Below are 16,247 nucleotides of genomic sequence, written 5' to 3' on the forward strand. Positions count from 1 at the left end.
AGCGCGGACATGGTCTGCCACTGCGCCCACGGGACCTGCCAGTCGTACCAGTCGTACTGCGCGGGCAGCGTGGTGATCGAGCCGGTCACCTCGACCGGGTCGCCGACCAGCGCGCTGTCGTAGTACGCCTTGGCGTCGGCCTCCAGCAGGTTCGCGCACCCGTGCGAGGTGTTGTTCGAGCCGATGTTGGCCGCGTTGTCGTTGTTCTCGTGGATGAACTCGCCGTGGTTGGAGAACCGGACGGCCCACTTCTTCAGCACGTTGGTGTAGCCGTAGCGCGGGTTGTCGAAGCTGAACTGCTCGAACTTCTGCATCACCACGAACGTGCCGTTCGGCGTGGTCAGCTCGGCGTCGTCGGGCTTGCCGAACGACGCCGGGTAGCTCGCCACGGTCTGCCCGTCCCGCTGCACGACGAGCTGGTGCGTCGGGTTGTCGATCTTCACGACCTGGTTGCGGCCGATGGTGAAGTCGCTGGTCACGTCCGCGCGGCCGTACGCGCCGCCGCCGTAGGGGACGCCGTAGAGCTTCGCCTCGACCTTGATCTTCGTGTTCGCGGGCCAGTAGTTCTCCGGCCGGTAGTGCACCTCGCGGGGGTTGAGCCACGCCCAGCTGCCCTGCACGCCCGCCGAGTTGGTCACGGTGAGCGCCTTCTCGACGGTGGCCCGGTCGGCGACGTCCACGTCGAACTCGACCTTGATCGGCACGGCGACGCCCATCACGTCGTTGTCGCCGGGGAACAGCGTGGCGCGCACCTCGCTGGTCGGCGTGACCGTGGTGAACGCGCCCTTCAGCTCGACCGGCTTGCCGTCGGTGCCGGTGGCCCGGCCGGCGTAGGTGTAGCTCTTGCCGTACCCGAGCACCTCGGTGGTCGTCCACGACTTCCTGTCGTCCGCGACCTCGCCCGCGACGGCCTTGCCCTCGGGGTTGGTCAGCGTGACCTCGTCGATGGTGCCCTCGGCCACGGTGACCCGCACCGGCGCGTTCACCGGCGCGTCGGCGGCGCCGTCCGCGGGCGCGGTGGTGAACTTCGCGACGGGCGGGTTGTCGCCGCCCGCCGGTTTCGCGGTGCCCTGCTGCACGTCCGCCGAGCAGCCGGCGAGCAGCGCCACGCCGGCCAGCAGTGCGGCCAATCTCCTACGCACGTTGCGACCTCCTGGTGGAAGGACGTCCGGCACGGCCTTTCGGTGCAAGTGACCTGTGTCACACACCTAGGATCGGTGTCGTGAACCGTCCTATCGCAGTCGTGACCGGAGCCAGCGCGGGAATCGGTGAGGCCACCGCCCGCAGGCTCGCCACCGAGGGCTTCCACGTGGTGCTGGGCGCCCGGCGGTTGGACCTCCTCAAGACTATCGCGGCCGAGGTGGACGGGACCGCGATTGAACTGGACGTCACGTCCGCTTCTTCCGTCGCGGCGTTCCTCGACGCCGTCCCGTCGGCGAAGGTGCTGGTCAACAACGCGGGCGGGGCGCGCGGCCTGGCGAGCGTCGCCGAGGCCGACGAGGACCACTGGCGCTGGATGTGGGAGACGAACGTCCTCGGCACGCTCCGCCTGACCAAGGGCCTGCTGCCGAAGCTCGTCGACTCCGGCGACGGCCACATCGTCACCGTGACCTCGGTCGCCGCGTTCGAGGCGTACGACAACGGCTCCGGCTACACCTCGGCCAAGCACGCCCAGTCGGCGCTGCACCGCACCCTGCGCGGCGAGCTGCTCGGGCAGCCCGTGCGGGTCACCGAAATCCTGCCGGGCATGGTCGAGACGGACTTCTCGGTCAACCGCTTCGACGGCGACACCACCCGCGCCGCCGCCGTCTACCAGGGCGTGGTCCCGCTGACCGCGGACGACGTGGCCGACGTCATCGCGTTCGCGGTCACCCGGCCGTCGCACGTCAACCTGGACCGGATCGAGCTCAAGCCCCGCGCCCAGGCGTCGGCGTCCCGCGTGCACCGGGGGTGAGCAGGTCCACGTCGAGCTGGTCGAGCACCGGGCCGACGGGGTTCGCGAACCCCCGGTCCGGGCTCCCGCCGCAGTAGAGGCCCACGACCAGGTTGGCGTCGTCGAGCAGCACCGCCCCGGAGTCGCCGTGGTCGGCGAACCGGGGCGTCTCGATCCGGATCTGGTCGCGCAGGGTCCGCACGCCGAGCCCGACGCCGAAGTCCAGCGTGATCGCCGCGTCCGTGGACGCGACCACGCCCACCGTGGCGGCCGTCGTGCGACCGCGCTTGCGCACCCGCTGCCCGACCACCGCCGCGCCCGCGCCCAGCACCGGCCCCAGCCCCAGGACCTCCGGCCGCGCCCGCGCCCGGGTCAGCATGATCGCGGCGGCGTCCACCCGGCCGGACAGCGCGGCCCGCGCCAACGCGCCCACCCGGTCGCGCACGGGGTGCCCGCCGTCCACCCGGGACGGGTGCACCATCGGGTCGCCGACCGCCCACGCGTCGTCCACGCAGGCCACGTGGAACGAGGTCAGCGCCATCACCATCCGCCGGCGGCGCGGCGTGACCAGCGCGCCCAGCGTGCCCGCGACGACGTAGTCGTCCACCACGGCCACGTCCGGCGGCACGAACCGGATCGCCCGGCTGGGCCCGATCCCGATGCCGCCGACCAGCTCCTCGTGCCGCTCCGCGCCGTTCACGCCCTCCGACGAGGCGATGGTGTGGTGCGGCGAGAACGCGTCCTGCACCACGTCCGTGGGCACGCCCAGCACGTCCGGCGGGATCGTGAACTGCGCGGCCGGGCCCTTGCGCCGCACGTACACGACGATCGCCAGCTCACCCGTCACCCGGCCGCGGACGACCTTCTCGCCGAGGTCCACGCCCACCACGCCCGGCCGGCCCAGGAAGTCGTCCTCGACCAGCCTCTTGATCGGTCTGACGGCCGCGCGCTCGTCGTCCGGGTAGGCCATGACGACCTCCAACAGGTGCCTCTACCACCATGAAACGCGCGGAGTGAGCTTTCGTCACACGGAGTCACCCGTTCGGCCGTTGAGCCTGTCCGGTGGCGGCGCGTCACCCCAGTTCGCAGCCCACCATCACCGGCTCCGGGTGCAGCTCCACGCCGAACGCCGAACGCACCCCGTCGCGCACCTCGCGGGCCAGGTCGAGCAGGTCCTCGGTGGACGCCCCGCCCCGGTTGGTCAGCGCCAGCGTGTGCTTCGACGACAGCGCCACGCGGTGCCCGGCGTGACCGCGCGCGAACCCGGCCCGCTCGATCAGCCACGCGGCCGACAGCTTGGCGAACCCGGCGCCCGCCGGGTAGGTCGGCACGTCGACGTGCGGCCCGAGGCGCTCGGCGACCCGGATCAGCACACCGGCCAGCGTCGAGTCGTCCAGCAGCGGGTTGGTGAAGAACGAGCCCGCGCTCCACGTGTCGTGGTCGGCCGGGTCGAGCACCATGCCCTTGCCGCGCCGCAGGTCGAGGACGGCCGCGCGGGCCGCGTCCACGGGCACCCGGTCGCCCTGCGCGACGCCCAGGACGCGGGCCAGCTCGGCGTAGCGGATCGGGGCGGACTGGCCGCCCGCGGTGAGGGCGAAGCGGGCGCGCAGCACGACCGCGCGGTCCGTTCCCTTCAGGACGGACGTGCGGTAGGCGAGGCCGAGGCCGTCGGCGGACATCTGCTGCACGCGACCCGTGCGGCGGTCGAGCAGGTCGATGGAGGTCAGCACCTGGGAGATCTCGACGCCGTACGCGCCGACGTTCTGCACGGGCGTCGCGCCGACCAGGCCGGGGATGCCGGACAGGCACTCCAGCCCGCCCAGGCCCTGCCCGACGGCCTCGGCGACGACCGAGTCCCAGTCCTCGCCCGCCTCGACGGTGAGCTGCACGAGGCCGTCGCCGAGCGGGTCGAGGCGGCGGCCGGACGTGCCGACCTGCACGACGGTGCCCGCGAACCCGGCGTCGGCGACCACCAGGTTCGACCCGCCCCCGAGGAGCAGCACGGGGTCACCGGCGGCGTCCAGGGCGCGGACGGTCTCGACGAGCTCGGCGGCTGTGGTGGCGCGCGTGAACCGCGCGGCCGGGCCACCGAGCCGTAGCGTGGTGCACTCGGCGAGCGGCACCCTGGCGCGCACCTGAGCACTGGACAGCGGGGTGGTCACGGGCGTCAACGGTAGCCTCCGCGCCATGGCACGCCGCATCGAGCACCGAACGACGTCACCACGACCTGCGGCGGAGGTGTACGCCGCCCTCGTCGACGAGGGGTACCTGCGGGACCGCCTGGCCGTCCTGGGCGGCCGGGACGCCGAGCTGGTCGCGTTCGCGAAGACGGACCGGAGCACGACGTACCAGCTCAAGCAGGGCGTGGCGGCGGAGCACCTGCCGTCGTTCGCCCGCGGCGTGCTCGGCGGCGACCTGGTGATCACGCGCACCGAGACGTGGACCGAGGCGGGCCTCACCGGCACCATCGAGGGCCTCCTCAACGGCGTGCCGGGCCGCCTGGAGGGCACCATCACGCTCGCCGACACCGGCTCCGGGAGTGAGATGACCCTCGTCGGCCAGGCCAAGGTCGGCATCCCGTTCGTGGGCGGCAAGGTCGAGGCGCTGATCGCCGAACAGGTCGCCGTGCTGCTCGACAAGGAGAGCGGGTTCACCGCCGAATGGCTCGCACGCCGCGCCTAGCCGCGGGCCGGGCCCGCGCGCTCGGCCTGCCCACCAGGGGCACGACCAACCCGAACCGCCTGCGCCGGGTCGACCGGTGGGTGGCGCACGCCCACCGCGACCTGCTCCTCGACGGGGACCCGCTGGTGGTGGACCTCGGCTACGGCTCGTCCCCGGTCACCACCGTCGAGCTGGCCGCGCGGCTGCGCGCGGTGAACCCGGGCGTGCGCGTGCTCGGGCTGGAACTGGACGCCGAACGGGTCGCCGCGGGCAAGGAGGTCGCCGACCCGCCCCGGCTGGACTTCCGGCGCGGCGGGTTCGAGCTGGCGGGCGCCCGGCCGGTGCTGCTGCGCGCGTTCAACGTGCTGCGGCAGTACACCGAGGAGCAGGCCGCCGAGGCGTGGGCGACGATGCTGGGCCGGCTCGCACCGGGCGGGGTGCTGGTCGAGGGCACGTGCGACGAGATCGGCCGCCGCTGCTGCTGGGTGGCGCTGGACGCGGGCGGTCCGCGCACGTTCACGCTGTCCTGCCTGCCCGCCGACCTGGAGGCGCCGTCCGACCTGGCCGAACGGCTGCCGAAGGCGTTGATCCACCACAACGTGCCCGGTGAGCGGGTGCACGCCCTGTTGGGCGAGCTGGACGCGTGCTGGGCCACCGCCGCGCCGTTCGCGCCGTACGGGCCGCGCGCCCGCTGGGTGGAGGCGGTGCGGCTGTTCGCGGGCCGCGGCTGGCCCGTGCTGGACGACCGGCGGCGGTGGCGGCTCGGCGAGGTCACGGTGCGCTGGGACGCGGTGAGTCCCTAGGGTGTGCGGTGTGGATCACGCGGACTTCGTGGAGCACCTCAGGACCGAGTACACCGCGCTGCGCGCCGCGGCCGAGGCCGCCGGGCCGGACGCGCCGGTGCCGACCTGCCCGGGGTGGACGGTCAAGGACCTGGTCGACCACCTGGGTCGCACGCACTCGTGGACCCTGAAGGCCCTGGCCACGCCGCCGGACGGTGAGCGGCCGCAGTTCGACGAGCGCCCCGCCGGCTGGTCGGAGCTGCTGGACTGGTGGACCGCGCGGGTCACCGAGCTGGCCGACACCCTGGCGGGCACCACGTCCAACACGCCGGCCTGGACGATGACCGGGCCGGGGACGTTCGCGTTCTGGTCCCGCCGGCAGGCGCACGAGACCGCGATCCACCGCCTGGACGCCGAGCACGCGCTGCACGGCGGCGAGGTGCCGTCGCTGCTGTTCGACGTGGAGTTCGCCGCCGACGGCGTGGACGAGCTGCTGGGCGTGCTCTCGCCGTACATGGCCGGGCGCAAGCCGGTCGACCGGGCCGGGCGGCTGCTGTTCCACGCCGCCGACGCGGGCCGCACGTGGGAGGTGCGGCTCACCCCCGGCGAGCCGCCGGCCGTCGGGCCGGTCACCGACTCGGGCACCGACGAGGACTTCGTGCTGGCCGGCACGGCCGACGCGCTGTACCGGGCGGTGTGGGGCCGGCCGAGCGGGGCCATCGCATCGGGTGACAGGTCGCTGCTGGATTCGCTGCCCCGACCGTAGATACTTCCGGGCGTGCCTCTCCCCGAACGACGCTTCGTGATCACCTTCGGCTGCCCCGACCGCACCGGCATCGTGGCGGGGATCTCCTCGTTCCTGGCGGAGCACGGCGGGTGGATCGTCGAGGCGGCGTACCACACCGACCCCGCCACGAACTGGTTCTTCACCCGCCAGGAGGTGCGCGCGGACTCGCTGCCGTTCGACGTGGACGAGCTGCGGTCCCGGTTCGCGGTGGTGGCGCGGGACCTGGGCGCGACGCCCGGGTCGTGGCGGGTGGGCGACACCGGCGAGAAGCGGCGCGTGGTGATCCTCGTGTCCAAGGAGGGGCACTGCCTGTACGACCTGCTCGGCCGGGTCGCCTCGCACGAGCTGGACGTCGAGGTCGCCGCGGTCATCGGCAACCACGCCGACCTGGCCGGCATCACCCGCGCGCACGGCATCCCGTTCCACCACGTGCCGTTCCCGGCCAACGACCCGGAGGGCAAGCGGGCGTCGTTCGCGCAGCTGCGGCAGCTCGTGGACGCGCACGACCCGCACGCCGTGGTACTGGCGCGGTTCATGCAGGTCCTGCCGACCGAGCTGTGCGCGGACTGGGCCGGGCGGGCGCTGAACATCCACCACAGCTTCCTGCCGTCGTTCATCGGCGCGCGGCCGTACCACCAGGCGCACCTGCGCGGGGTGAAGCTCGTCGGCGCGACGTGCCACTACGTGACGGCCGAGCTCGACCAGGGGCCGATCATCGAGCAGGACGTGATCCGGGTGGACCACGACGACTCGGTGCCGGACATGGTCCGCAAGGGCCGGGACATCGAGAAGGTCGTCCTGGCGCGCGGCCTGCGGTGGCACCTGGAGGACCGGGTGCTGGTGCACGGCACCCGCACGGTCATCTTCTGAGCCCCGCCGCGCGGCCGGGACGTAGGCTGCCGCGGTGCGCACCGAGTACACCGACCTCGACCGGGTCCTCGCCGCGGGTGACCTGCGGGGCGCCGTCCTGGTCGGCCTGGACCTGACCGGCGTCGACCTGCGGGCGCCGGTGGACGGCGCGCTGTTCCTCGGCTGCGCGTTGTCGCCGGTCGGCCAGCGGCGGGCGGCGGCGGCCGGGGCGCTGGTGTTCCCCGCCATCCCGGACCTGCCGTACGACGTGTACCGGTCGCGGCTCTACACCCCGGCCGAGCTGTTCGCGGGCTTCGACCCCGACGACCCCGCGTCCTACGCGGACACGCCGGACGCCCGGACCTACCGGCACAGCCGGGCACAGGGGCACAACCCGGACCCGCTGCACGCGCTGGCCGAGCGGTTGCACGACCACGCGATCACCGAGGCGCTGGCCGACGCGCTGCCCGAGCGCCCCGTCGCCGTGATGGGCGGGCACGCCGTGGCGCGCGGCACCGACGGCTACCGGCGGGCGGCGGCCCTGGGCGCGGGTCTCGGCGAGGCCGGGTTCACCGTGCTGACCGGCGGCGGGCCCGGCGTGATGGAGGCCGTGCCGCTGGGCGTGCGGGTCGGCGTGGACGACGGCGTGCTCAAGGACCTCGCGAAGGTGCCCGGGTTCGGCCACGACGCCGAGTCCGTCGGCCGCTGGCTGGCCGCCTTCCCGACCGACCTGCCGGTGGCGGGACGGCCGCGCACGATCGGCATCCCCACCTGGTTCTACGGGCACGAGCCGCCGAACCCGGCGTGCGAGCTGCACGCCAAGTACTTCGCGAACTCGGTGCGCGAGGACGGCCTGCTCACCATCGCCACCGGCGGGATCGTCTACACGCCGGGCAGCGCGGGCACCGTGCAGGAGGTCTTCCAGGACTACTGCCAGAACCACTACGGCTCGGTCGGCCCGGCCGCGCCGATGGTGTTCCTGGGCCGGGACTTCTGGGTGGACGAGGTGCCCGCCGCACCTCTCGTGCAGCGGTTGGCGCGCGGGCGCGAGGCGGAGCGCTGGGTCCTGGTCACCGACGACCAGGACGAGGCGGTCGCCTTCCTGCGCGAGTACGCGGACGCCTAGCGGGCCAGGCCCTCGACGACCTCGGCGCCCGGCAGCTTCGCCAGCACGTCGCCCGGCACCAGCAGCTTGCTGCCCCGCACGCCGCCGCCGATGATCAGCTCCGGCGCGGCGGCCACCTCGGGCGAGAGCAGCACCGGCCAGTCCGCGGGCAGGCCGACGGGCGTGATGCCGCCGTGCTCCATGCCGGACAGCGACACCGCCTCGTCCATCGGCGCGAACGACGCCTTGCGCGCGTCCAGCCGCTTGCGCACGACCCCGTTCACGTCCGCCCGCGTGGTCGCGAGCACGACGCACGCCGCGTACCGGACCGCGTCGCCGCGCTTGCCCGCGACGACCACGCAGTTCGCCGACGCCGACAGCGGCACGCCGTAGTGCGCGCAGAACTCGGCGGTGTCGGCCAGCGAGGCGTCGATCTCCGCCACCGCGAGCCGGTCCGCGTCGGCCATCGCCCGCAGCGCCACCGCCACCGGGTCGGCGACCAGGTCGAGCCGGTCGAGGGCGGGCACGGGGCTCAGGGTTCCGGCGATGGTCCACACGTCGACCATCCTGCCAAACGCGGCTTGACGTTGACGCAGCGTCAACCCCTAGCGTCGTCCGGGCAGGGAGGGAGGCGGGAATGGCCTGGTCGATCGCGCAGGTCGCGCGGATGTCGGGGGTGACGTCGCGGACGCTGCGGCACTACGACGCGATCGGTCTGCTCGCACCGGCGTGGACCGGCGGCAACGGCCACCGGTACTACGAGCGCGAGCAGCTGCTCCGGCTCCAGCGGGTCCTGCTGCTGCGCGACCTGGGGCTCGGCCTGGACACCGTGGCCGAGGTCCTGGACGGGCGGCACGCGACCGTCGACGTGCTGCGCACCCACGCGCGGTGGCTGGCGGCGGAGCAGGAGCGGCTGGCGGCCCTGGCCCGGACCGTCTCCCGGACGATCGAGGAACTGGAAGGAGGTGGTCGCATGAAGGTGGAAGAGCTGTTCGAGGGGTTCGACGCCGACCGGCAGGCCCGCTACGAGGCGGAGCTGGTGGAGCGCTGCGGCGAGGGCGCGCAGGCGCACGTCGACGAGAGCAGGCAGCGGATGCGGTCGTGGACGAAGGCCGACGCCGACGGGTTCACGGCCGAGTGGCGCGGGATCGAGGCCGCGTTCGCGGAGCTGTTCGACGCGGGCGTCGCGCCCGACTCGCCGCGGGCGCTGGAGGTGACCGACCGGCACCACGCGTGGTTGTGCCGGAGCTGGACGCCGGACCGGGAGTCCTACACCGGTCTGGGGCGGCTGTACGTGGACGCGCCGGACTTCAAGGCGCGGTTCGACGCGCACGCCGAGGGCTTCGCCGAGTACGTCCGCGACGCCGTGGCCGCGTACGCGCGGGCCCGGCTGTAGCCGGGTGAGGGGTGACCGCGGGGAGGTGCACATCCCCGCGGTCGGTCACCCCGGTGTTCCTACTGGAGCCCGAACGCCTTGAGCGCCTCGCGGTTGAACGCGGGCAGGTCGTCGGGGTTGCGGCTGGTCACGAGCGTCCAGCCGTTCATGTCGCAGACGCGGACCTCCTCGTCCGCCCAGTCGCCGCCCGCGTTGCGGATGTCGGTCGCCAGGCTCGGCCACGAGGTGAGCATCTTGCCGCGCACCACGTCGGCCTCGACCAGCAGCCACGGGCCGTGGCAGATCGAGGCGACCGGCTTGCCCGCCTCGACGAACCGCTTCACGAACCCGACCGCGTCGGCGTCCATCCGGATGAAGTCGGAGTTCGCGACCCCGCCCGGGATCACCACGCCGTCGTAGTCGTGCGGGTCGGCCTGGGCGAACGTGAGGTCGACGGTGAACCGGTCGGCGGGCGTGAGGTGGTGGAACGCCTGGACCTCACCGAGCTCCGGCGCGAGCAGCCTGGGCACCGCACCGGCCTTCTCGACGTGCTGCCAGGGATCGGTCAGCTCCGCCTGCTCGATGCCCTCCGAGCTGACCAGGAACGCGATCTTCTTCTGTTCGGCCATGGCCTTCGGCTACCCGTGCAGGAAGTCGGCCAACCACGCGCGCACGTCACCGCGGTGCGTCAACCAGGACGGCACCAGCTCCAGCCGGCCGTTCGGGAACGCGGCGGCGACCTGCTTCGCGACCTCCTCCGGGTGCAGCGGGTCTTCGGTCGCGCCGATCACCAGCACCGGGGCGGTGACCCGGGCCAGGGCGGCGCGGTCGGGTACCGCGACCTGCCCGGGGAGCCGGTCGAGCGCGCCGCGCAGCCGGGTGAACGCCGCCCGACGCCGGGCCCGGTGGTCCGGCGGGCCGCCCACGGAGTCGACCACGTCGTCGAGCGGGAGCGCCGGTCGCGGCTCGTCGAGCACCGCGGGCAGCAGCAGCACGACCCGGTCGAACGCGTCGGGTTCGTCGGCGAGCAGCGCGAGCAGGGCGCCCGCCGTGAGGGACACGCCGATCGCGCGCGTCGCCCCGGTCTCGCGGGCGACCCCGCGCAGGTCGGCGGCGATCCGCCGGTAGTCCCAGTAGTCGTCGGGGGCGTCCGGCGCGTCGCCGTGGGAGGGGAGGGTGACCACGACCCTCGTGCCCGGCAGGCCGGAGGCGGGCAGCCTCGCCTCACCGGGTGTCGCACCGAGGCCGTGGCCGACGAGGGTGACGGGAAGACCGGAGCCGTGGCCCCGGTGGGTCACCACCGCGGGCCGCGCTGGACCTCGATGAGCCGCGGGCGCACGTCCACGACGTAGACGGTGACCGCGACGAGGCCGGCGAGCCAGAACATGGCGCCGGCCGAGAAGGGGTGGAACAGCAGCAGCGCGAACGCGCCACCGCCGGTGATGCCGAGCCACGCGGGCTTGGTCATGCGCTCCGCCGCCGTGTAGGCGTCGGCCCGCTGCGAGAGCGCGTGCGCGAACGCGAACACTCCCATGACCAACGCGGCGTAGTACGCCGCGAACATGACCCAGTAGTCCAGGTACATCGGGCTGAAGGGCGGGAATGGGGGCAACACACACCCAGACTACGTGCGCGGCGCGCTCCCGGTACAGCCGAAACGGGGCGCCCCTGGTGGGACGCCCCGTTTCGGTGCGGTCACTTGCCGGTGGTGCCGGGCTTCCCCGCCGCGGTCGACCGCGTGGTCGCGGTGCCGGTGGCGGCGGTCTTGGCCGGGGTGGCGGGCTTCGCGGCGGGCTTGGCGGCGGTGGTCCGGGTGGCCGCCTTGCGGGTGGTGGCGCGCACCTCGTGGGCGACCTCGCCACCGGCCTCGACGACGGCCTCGGCCAGCTTCTCGGTGGCGTCCTCGACCTGCTCGGCGGCCTTCTCGCCGGCGGAGCGGGTGCGGCGGGTGACCTTGCCGAGCACGTCGTCGGCGAGCACGCGGGCGTCCGCGGCGGCGGCGCCGGTGCGCTTCTGCGCGACCTCGACCGCCTCCTCGACCTGGTGCAGGGCCTTCTGGAGCTGCGGCTGGGTCTGCGTCCTCAGCTTCTCCAGCGCCTCCTCGCCCTGCTGGGCGAAGAACTGGTAGAGGTTCAGCGCCGACTGGGTGTAGGCGTCGACGACCTTCTTCAGCTCGGCCGGGTCGAGCCGGTCGCGGAAGTCCTTCAGGTCGGCCGCCTCGGCGGCGGTCTTCGCCGACTCGGCGCGCTCGCGGGCCTTGCCGAGCGCCTCGATGACGGCCTTCGCGGCCAGGTCACCGGCGCCCAGGGCGGCGAGCAGCGGGGTGCGCGCGGCGGCCACGGCCTGCTCGCCCGCCTTGCGCAGTTCCTCGGTGGTGGGCAGGTTCGGCATGGGACTCACTCCTCCTGACCGGCGGTGTTCTCCCGCCGGAACGACTCGTACACGTCGAGCAGCACCTGCTTCTGCCGCTCGGTCAGGTCCGGGGCGGTGACGATGGCGTCGGTCAGGGCCCCACCCTCGCGCTGCTCCAGGATTCCGGCCTCGACGTAGAGCGCCTCGGCCGAGATCCTCAAACCCTTGGCGATCTGCTGGAGGATCTCCGCGCTCGGCTTGCGCAGGCCCCGCTCGATCTGGCTGAGGTACGGGTTGGAGACGCCGGCGAGCTTGGCCAGCTGCCGCAGCGAGATCTTCGCGGTGCTGCGCTGCTGGCGGATGTACTCGCCGATGCCGCGGCCGAGATCGGCCACCGCCTCGTCGATCGACTTGTCCAACTTTGCGGCACCTCCTCGATCCGTATTCGACGGTACCCGGGGGTGCTAGCAGTTGCAAGCGGGCTGCTAGCGATCGGCACGTGTGCTCGCCCACAGCGCTACCGTGGGGGCGTGGACCCCGCCGCAGACCTCCGCGATGAGCTCGTCGACTCGCTCATCGCCGTGAACGTGCTGCGCGCACCGCACTGGATCGCGGCGTTTCGGCAGGTCCCGAGGGACGCGTTCCTGCCGGGCTTCTTCGCCCAGCGCCCGGACGGGGCGTGGGAGGCGGTCACCGCGGACCACCCGGACCACCTGGCCGCGGTCTACCGGAACCAGGTCTGCGTGACCCAGCTCGACGGCGACGACCGCGCGTGGCAGCAAGCACTCACCACCGGTGCCGTGCACGGCGTGCCCACCAGCTCGTCCAGCATGCCGACGATCATGGCGATCATGCTGGAGGCGCTGGACGCCGCGCCCGGCGACACCGTGCTGGAGATCGGCACCGGCACCGGCTACAACGCCGCGCTGCTCGCCCACGCGCTCGGCGACGACGCGGTGACCTCGATCGACGTGGACCCCGGCGTGCTGGCCAGGGCGACGGCGCGGCTCACCGCCGCCGGGTACCACCCGACGTGCGTGGAGGGCGACGGCGAACGGGGCCACCCGCCGCGCGCCCCGTACGACCGGGTGCTCGGCACCTGCGCGGTGGCGCGGGTGCCGACCGCGTGGCTGGAGCAGACCGCGCCGGGCGGGCTCGTCGTGACCACGTTCACCCGGGCCATCGGCGCGGGCCTCGTGCGGCTGACCGTGCGGGACGGGGTGGCGACCGGCCGCGTGCTGCCGGAGGACGGCCGGTTCATGCCGCTGCGCGCCCACGACCAGGCGTGGGCGGTGGAACCGCTGGTCGGGGCGGCGACCGCGCCGGCGGGGACCTCCCGGACGACCCTGCTGCCCGCGCGCGCCGTCGTGGACCCGGCCAGCGGCTTCGAGTTCTTCGCCGGGCTGGAGCTGTCGGGCGTGGCGGTGGCCGGCGACCCGGTGCGCCTGGTCCACCCCGACGGCTCGTGGGCGCGCCACCGGGGCGCGGTGGTCGACCAGGGCGGCCCGCGCGCGCTGTGGGACGTCGCCGAGGCCGCCTACCGGCAGTGGAAGACGCTGGGCAAGCCGAGGCGGCAGCACTTCGCGTTCACCGCGGGCCCGGACGGGCAGCGCTTCCGGCTGGACGGCACCGACCTGACCTGGTCGCTCTAGTCGAGCAGCTCTTCGAGGAAGCTCCGCCGGCGCGGCGGCGGGTACCCCGGTTGGGCGTAGTACCCGGGGTGCGCGGCCGGCGGGGGCGCGCTCCCGGGCGGGGGCTGGTAGGCGGGCACCGCACCGCCGGGCGGGGGCTGGTACGCGGCCGGCGGCTGGTAGGGCGGCGGCGGCCCCTGCTCCGCGGCGGGCGGGGGCGCGACCTGCGTCGGCTGCTCGACCACCGGCTGTTCCGGAACCGGCTGTTCAGACACCTGCTGTTCCGGCACCGGCTGCCCGGCCCGGTCACCGGGGTCGCCCGGCCGCTCGTCCGGCTGGTCCGCGCGCTCCTGGCCCTGGTCCTGGCCTTGGCCTTGGTCCGGCTGCGCGGTGGGCGCGAGCTGCGTCGGCTGCTCGACCGCCTCCGGCACCGGGACCACCGAGGTCGCCTGCGCCACCGGGACCGACGTCACCGGGGTCATGGGCACCGGGGTCATCGGCACGGGCGTCATCGGCACCGGCGTCATGGGCACCTGACCGTGCGGGACCGGCGAGTAGGGCGGCGGCGCACCCGCCGCCTGGTGCGGCAGCGCGTAGTGGGCCCGCTCGGCGGCGATGATCTGCTCCAGCTCGCCGCCGTCGAGGAAGACCCCGTGGCACCTCTCGCACTGCTCGATGTGCACGGACCCCCTGCTGATGGTCCTCATCAGGTCGTGGCATTTCGGGCAGATCACGTCTTCGAGGGTACGCACGACACAGGGGTGACCGCGTCGCCACCTTCGGTGACCGGTCCGCCATGATGCCCAGGTGTCCAGATTCCGCCAACGGGCCGTGCTGATCGGGTGCGTGCTGGCCGCCGTCCTCGCGGTGGCCGGCCTCTTCGTGACCGACCACGGCATCGACCCGGACCTGTGGCTGACCGGTCTGGCCCTCGGGTTCCTGGCGCTGCTCGCCGCGCTGGACCCGTGGCTGCACCGCAAGCGCGCCGCGGGCCTCGCCACCGACGCCAACCTCGACGCCGCCGCGAACGACCTCGTCAAGGCCCTGCGCGGCCAGTGGAACGAGGAGTGCCGCGCCCGCGGGCTGTCCGAGCACCTCCTCGACCTGCACTGGAGCGCGGTCGAGGGCGAGCCGGGCCACAGCGACGCCGTCGTGGGCTCGTTCCTGCGCAGCAGCCGCATGGTGTTCCTCGGCGAGGCCGGCGCGGGCAAGAGCACGACGGTGATGCTGCTCACCCTCGGCATGCTCGACCGCCACGCCGACGGCGCGCCGGTGCCGTTCCTGCTGCCGCTGTCCACCTGGGACCCGGACGCGGAGGACGTGCGCACCTGGATGACCCGCCGCCTGTACGAGGACCACCCGGCGCTGCGCAACACCGAGCTGTACGGCAGCTACGCGGGTGACCTGCTGGTCGAGCAGCGGCGCGTGTTCCCGGTGCTCGACGGCCTCGACCAGGTCCCGGCCGACCGCCGCGCGGACGCCGTGGACCGCATCAACCGGGCGTTCCCGCACACCGTCCCGCTGGTGCTGACCTGCCGGGCGGACGAGTTCGAGGAGACCGGGGCGGAGGTCGTGGCCGCGCACGTGGTGCAGCTCCAGCCGCTCGACCACGAGGAGATCGCGGGCTACCTGCGGTCCACCTCGGACCCGGTGGCGGCGGCCCGCTGGGAGCCGATCTTCCTGCACCTGCGCGACGAGCCGGACGGGCGGCTCGCCGAGGCGCTGTCGACGCCCCTCGCGGTGTGGCTCGCGGCCGGCGCGTACGCCCACGGCGAGCCGAGCGAGCTGCTCGACCGCACCCGCTTCCCGGACCGCCGCACCGTCGAGGAGCACCTGGTGGACGCCCTGGTCACGGGCGCGTTCGGCGACCGGGGCGCGGCGCACCGGGTCCGGGCCAGCCAGGTGTGGCCGCAGGACCGGGCACGGCGGTGGCTCGCGTTCCTGGCCCGCGAGATGCACGCGCGCGGCGTGCGCGAACTGGGCTGGTGGGACCTGCGGCGCGCGGTCGGCCGCACGTGGCTGGCGTTCCTCGGCGCGCTGGTGCTGGGCCTGATCGGCGGCTTCGGCGTGATGTGGCTGATGGCGTACGCGAGCACGCCGGACCTGGCCCCGGTCACCGGCCTGGTGGCCGGGCTGGCGGTCGCGGTGGCCGCGCTGTACGCGTCCGGGCAGCGCGAGCGCAAGCCCCGGCTCGGGGTGTGGCGCAGCCTGGTCGTGGTCAGCGGCGTGCTCGGCGGGGCGGCCGGCCTGGTGTTCGGCGCCCTGTACGGGCTGTCCGCGGGCCTGGTCGTCGGGCTGGGCATCGCGGTGGCGGTGGCCCTGCGGTTCGCGCTGGGCAGCACCGCCGAGCTGAGCCACCCGTCCAGTCCGAAGTGGACGATGACGCGCGACCGGGTCGCCGTGTGGACCGGCTCGCTGGTGCTGGCCGTGGTGTTCGGCGCGGCGGCGGGCCTGGTGTTCGGGCCGTACCAGACGGGCATGGTCGGGCTGGGCCTGGCGTGCGGCCTGATGCTCGGCTTCACGCTGTCCGTGCTGCACCTGCGCTGGTGGTGGTACACGGTCGCGCGGATCTGGCTCGCGCTGCGCGGGAAGCTGCCGTGGGAGCTGACCGTGTTCCTGGAGGACGCGCGCAAGCTCGGCGTGCTGCGGCAGGCGGGCGCGGCCTACCAGTTCCGGCACGCCCTGGTGCAGGACCGGCTGGCCGCCGACACCCGCCGGCCGGTGAAGTCCGACGCCTAGCGGTCAGGGGTCAGGCAGCCGGGCCGGCAGCGG

19 protein-coding genes are annotated in these 16,247 nt (G+C 74.1%); 9 read left to right on the top strand and 10 right to left on the bottom strand.

Annotated elements, in window-relative coordinates; translation table 11 throughout:
* Window positions 1-1,142 (bottom strand): L,D-transpeptidase (locus ACR807_RS17340; RefSeq protein ID WP_438922361.1); only part of this gene is annotated, 1,142 nt, incomplete at its 3' end.
* Between the two features lie 80 nt (window positions 1,143-1,222).
* Between ACR807_RS17340 and ACR807_RS17345 the strand changes: the two genes are divergently transcribed.
* Window positions 1,223-1,954 carry an SDR family NAD(P)-dependent oxidoreductase gene (locus ACR807_RS17345; protein ID WP_438922362.1) on the top strand — a complete coding sequence of 244 codons (732 nt, stop codon included), beginning with the start codon at window positions 1,223-1,225 and terminating at the stop codon, window positions 1,952-1,954.
* On the opposite strand, the gene ACR807_RS17350 is transcribed toward ACR807_RS17345, so the two are convergent.
* Window positions 1,908-2,903 carry a chymotrypsin family serine protease gene (locus ACR807_RS17350; RefSeq protein WP_438922363.1) on the bottom strand — a complete coding sequence of 332 codons (996 nt, stop codon included), beginning with the start codon at window positions 2,901-2,903 and terminating at the stop codon, window positions 1,908-1,910. The two genes, ACR807_RS17345 and ACR807_RS17350, sit on opposite strands and share 47 nt — an antisense overlap.
* A gap of 103 nt (window positions 2,904-3,006) precedes the next feature.
* Window positions 3,007-4,134 carry a UDP-N-acetylmuramate dehydrogenase gene (locus ACR807_RS17355; RefSeq protein WP_438922364.1) on the bottom strand — a complete coding sequence of 376 codons (1,128 nt, stop codon included), beginning with the start codon at window positions 4,132-4,134 and terminating at the stop codon, window positions 3,007-3,009.
* Between ACR807_RS17355 and ACR807_RS17360 the strand changes: the two genes are divergently transcribed.
* The 5 genes from ACR807_RS17360 to ACR807_RS17380 are packed head-to-tail and all read left to right on the top strand — an operon-like array spanning window position 4,121 to window position 8,138.
* Window positions 4,121-4,615, top strand: coding sequence for a DUF2505 domain-containing protein (locus ACR807_RS17360; RefSeq protein ID WP_438922365.1), 495 nt, complete (start codon window positions 4,121-4,123; stop codon window positions 4,613-4,615). The two genes, ACR807_RS17355 and ACR807_RS17360, sit on opposite strands and share 14 nt — an antisense overlap.
* Window positions 4,594-5,397, top strand: a complete 804-nt coding sequence (locus ACR807_RS17365) for a class I SAM-dependent methyltransferase (protein WP_438922366.1) — start codon at window positions 4,594-4,596, stop codon at window positions 5,395-5,397. Before ACR807_RS17360 ends, ACR807_RS17365 begins: the two co-directional genes overlap by 22 nt.
* A 10-nt stretch (window positions 5,398-5,407) precedes the next feature.
* Window positions 5,408-6,142: a maleylpyruvate isomerase family mycothiol-dependent enzyme gene (locus ACR807_RS17370; RefSeq protein WP_438922367.1), complete on the top strand. Its 735-nt coding sequence runs from the start codon at window positions 5,408-5,410 to the stop codon at window positions 6,140-6,142.
* 12 nt (window positions 6,143-6,154) lie between these two features.
* The gene (gene purU, locus ACR807_RS17375; protein ID WP_438922368.1) at window positions 6,155-7,033 is read left to right on the top strand and encodes a formyltetrahydrofolate deformylase; all 879 of its coding nucleotides are present in this window, start codon (window positions 6,155-6,157) and stop codon (window positions 7,031-7,033) included.
* 34 nt (window positions 7,034-7,067) lie between these two features.
* On the top strand, window positions 7,068-8,138 hold the full coding sequence (locus tag ACR807_RS17380; protein WP_438922369.1) for an LOG family protein: 1,071 nt from the start codon (window positions 7,068-7,070) through the stop codon (window positions 8,136-8,138).
* Here the strand turns inward: ACR807_RS17380 and ACR807_RS17385 are convergent.
* Complete coding sequence (locus tag ACR807_RS17385; protein WP_438922370.1) at window positions 8,135-8,683, bottom strand: YbaK/EbsC family protein; 549 nt, start codon at window positions 8,681-8,683, stop codon at window positions 8,135-8,137. The two genes, ACR807_RS17380 and ACR807_RS17385, sit on opposite strands and share 4 nt — an antisense overlap.
* Before the next feature lie 71 nt (window positions 8,684-8,754).
* Here ACR807_RS17385 and ACR807_RS17390 point away from each other — a divergent pair, with 71 nt between their 5' ends.
* Entirely contained in the window at window positions 8,755-9,513 is a 759-nt protein-coding gene (locus ACR807_RS17390; RefSeq protein WP_438922371.1) for a MerR family transcriptional regulator, read from the top strand.
* Window positions 9,514-9,572: 59 nt separating this feature from the next.
* On the opposite strand, the gene ACR807_RS17395 is transcribed toward ACR807_RS17390, so the two are convergent.
* The 5 genes from ACR807_RS17395 to ACR807_RS17415 all read right to left on the bottom strand — a co-directional run bounded on the left by ACR807_RS17395 (window position 9,573) and on the right by ACR807_RS17415 (window position 12,263).
* Window positions 9,573-10,121, bottom strand: coding sequence for a type 1 glutamine amidotransferase domain-containing protein (locus tag ACR807_RS17395; RefSeq protein WP_438922372.1), 549 nt, complete (start codon window positions 10,119-10,121; stop codon window positions 9,573-9,575).
* A gap of 9 nt (window positions 10,122-10,130) precedes the next feature.
* Complete coding sequence (locus ACR807_RS17400) at window positions 10,131-10,793, bottom strand: alpha/beta fold hydrolase (protein WP_438922373.1); 663 nt, start codon at window positions 10,791-10,793, stop codon at window positions 10,131-10,133.
* Window positions 10,787-11,077, bottom strand: coding sequence for a DUF2516 family protein (locus ACR807_RS17405; protein WP_438922415.1), 291 nt, complete (start codon window positions 11,075-11,077; stop codon window positions 10,787-10,789). The genes ACR807_RS17400 and ACR807_RS17405 overlap by 7 nt, the downstream gene beginning before the upstream one ends.
* A 110-nt stretch (window positions 11,078-11,187) precedes the next feature.
* Entirely contained in the window at window positions 11,188-11,883 is a 696-nt protein-coding gene (locus tag ACR807_RS17410) for a hypothetical protein (RefSeq protein ID WP_438922374.1), read from the bottom strand.
* Window positions 11,884-11,888: 5 nt separating this feature from the next.
* Window positions 11,889-12,263, bottom strand: coding sequence for a helix-turn-helix domain-containing protein (locus ACR807_RS17415; RefSeq protein ID WP_438922375.1), 375 nt, complete (start codon window positions 12,261-12,263; stop codon window positions 11,889-11,891).
* A 111-nt stretch (window positions 12,264-12,374) separates the two neighbouring features.
* Here ACR807_RS17415 and ACR807_RS17420 point away from each other — a divergent pair, with 111 nt between their 5' ends.
* Window positions 12,375-13,496, top strand: coding sequence for a methyltransferase domain-containing protein (locus ACR807_RS17420; protein WP_438922376.1), 1,122 nt, complete (start codon window positions 12,375-12,377; stop codon window positions 13,494-13,496).
* Here the strand turns inward: ACR807_RS17420 and ACR807_RS17425 are convergent.
* Window positions 13,493-14,209, bottom strand: coding sequence for a TFIIB-type zinc ribbon-containing protein (locus tag ACR807_RS17425; protein WP_438922377.1), 717 nt, complete (start codon window positions 14,207-14,209; stop codon window positions 13,493-13,495). The genes ACR807_RS17420 and ACR807_RS17425 overlap by 4 nt on opposite strands.
* A gap of 73 nt (window positions 14,210-14,282) precedes the next feature.
* Between ACR807_RS17425 and ACR807_RS17430 the strand changes: the two genes are divergently transcribed.
* The gene (locus ACR807_RS17430; protein WP_438922378.1) at window positions 14,283-16,214 is read left to right on the top strand and encodes an NACHT domain-containing protein; all 1,932 of its coding nucleotides are present in this window, start codon (window positions 14,283-14,285) and stop codon (window positions 16,212-16,214) included.
* Window positions 16,215-16,247: the final 33 nt, after the last annotated feature.

Source organism: Saccharothrix sabaoui, from assembly GCF_051756985.1.
In the GTDB taxonomy this organism is placed as follows: domain Bacteria; phylum Actinomycetota; class Actinomycetes; order Mycobacteriales; family Pseudonocardiaceae; genus Actinosynnema.

What these genes read in the sequence shown, in the direction of transcription:
- ACR807_RS17350 (WP_438922363.1), bottom strand. Translation starts at nt 2,903, where the DNA reads ATGGCCTACCCGGACGACGAGCGCGCGGCCGTCAGACCGATCAAGAGG.
- ACR807_RS17360 (WP_438922365.1), top strand. Translation starts at nt 4,121, where the DNA reads ATGGCACGCCGCATCGAGCACCGAACGACGTCACCACGACCTGCGGCG.
- ACR807_RS17355 (WP_438922364.1), bottom strand. Translation starts at nt 4,134, where the DNA reads ATGCGGCGTGCCATGGCGCGGAGGCTACCGTTGACGCCCGTGACCACC.
- ACR807_RS17365 (WP_438922366.1), top strand. Translation starts at nt 4,594, where the DNA reads ATGGCTCGCACGCCGCGCCTAGCCGCGGGCCGGGCCCGCGCGCTCGGC.
- ACR807_RS17385 (WP_438922370.1), bottom strand. Translation starts at nt 8,683, where the DNA reads ATGGTCGACGTGTGGACCATCGCCGGAACCCTGAGCCCCGTGCCCGCC.
- ACR807_RS17390 (WP_438922371.1), top strand. Translation starts at nt 8,755, where the DNA reads ATGGCCTGGTCGATCGCGCAGGTCGCGCGGATGTCGGGGGTGACGTCG.
- ACR807_RS17395 (WP_438922372.1), bottom strand. Translation starts at nt 10,121, where the DNA reads ATGGCCGAACAGAAGAAGATCGCGTTCCTGGTCAGCTCGGAGGGCATC.
- ACR807_RS17405 (WP_438922415.1), bottom strand. Translation starts at nt 11,077, where the DNA reads ATGTACCTGGACTACTGGGTCATGTTCGCGGCGTACTACGCCGCGTTG.
- ACR807_RS17410 (WP_438922374.1), bottom strand. Translation starts at nt 11,883, where the DNA reads ATGCCGAACCTGCCCACCACCGAGGAACTGCGCAAGGCGGGCGAGCAG.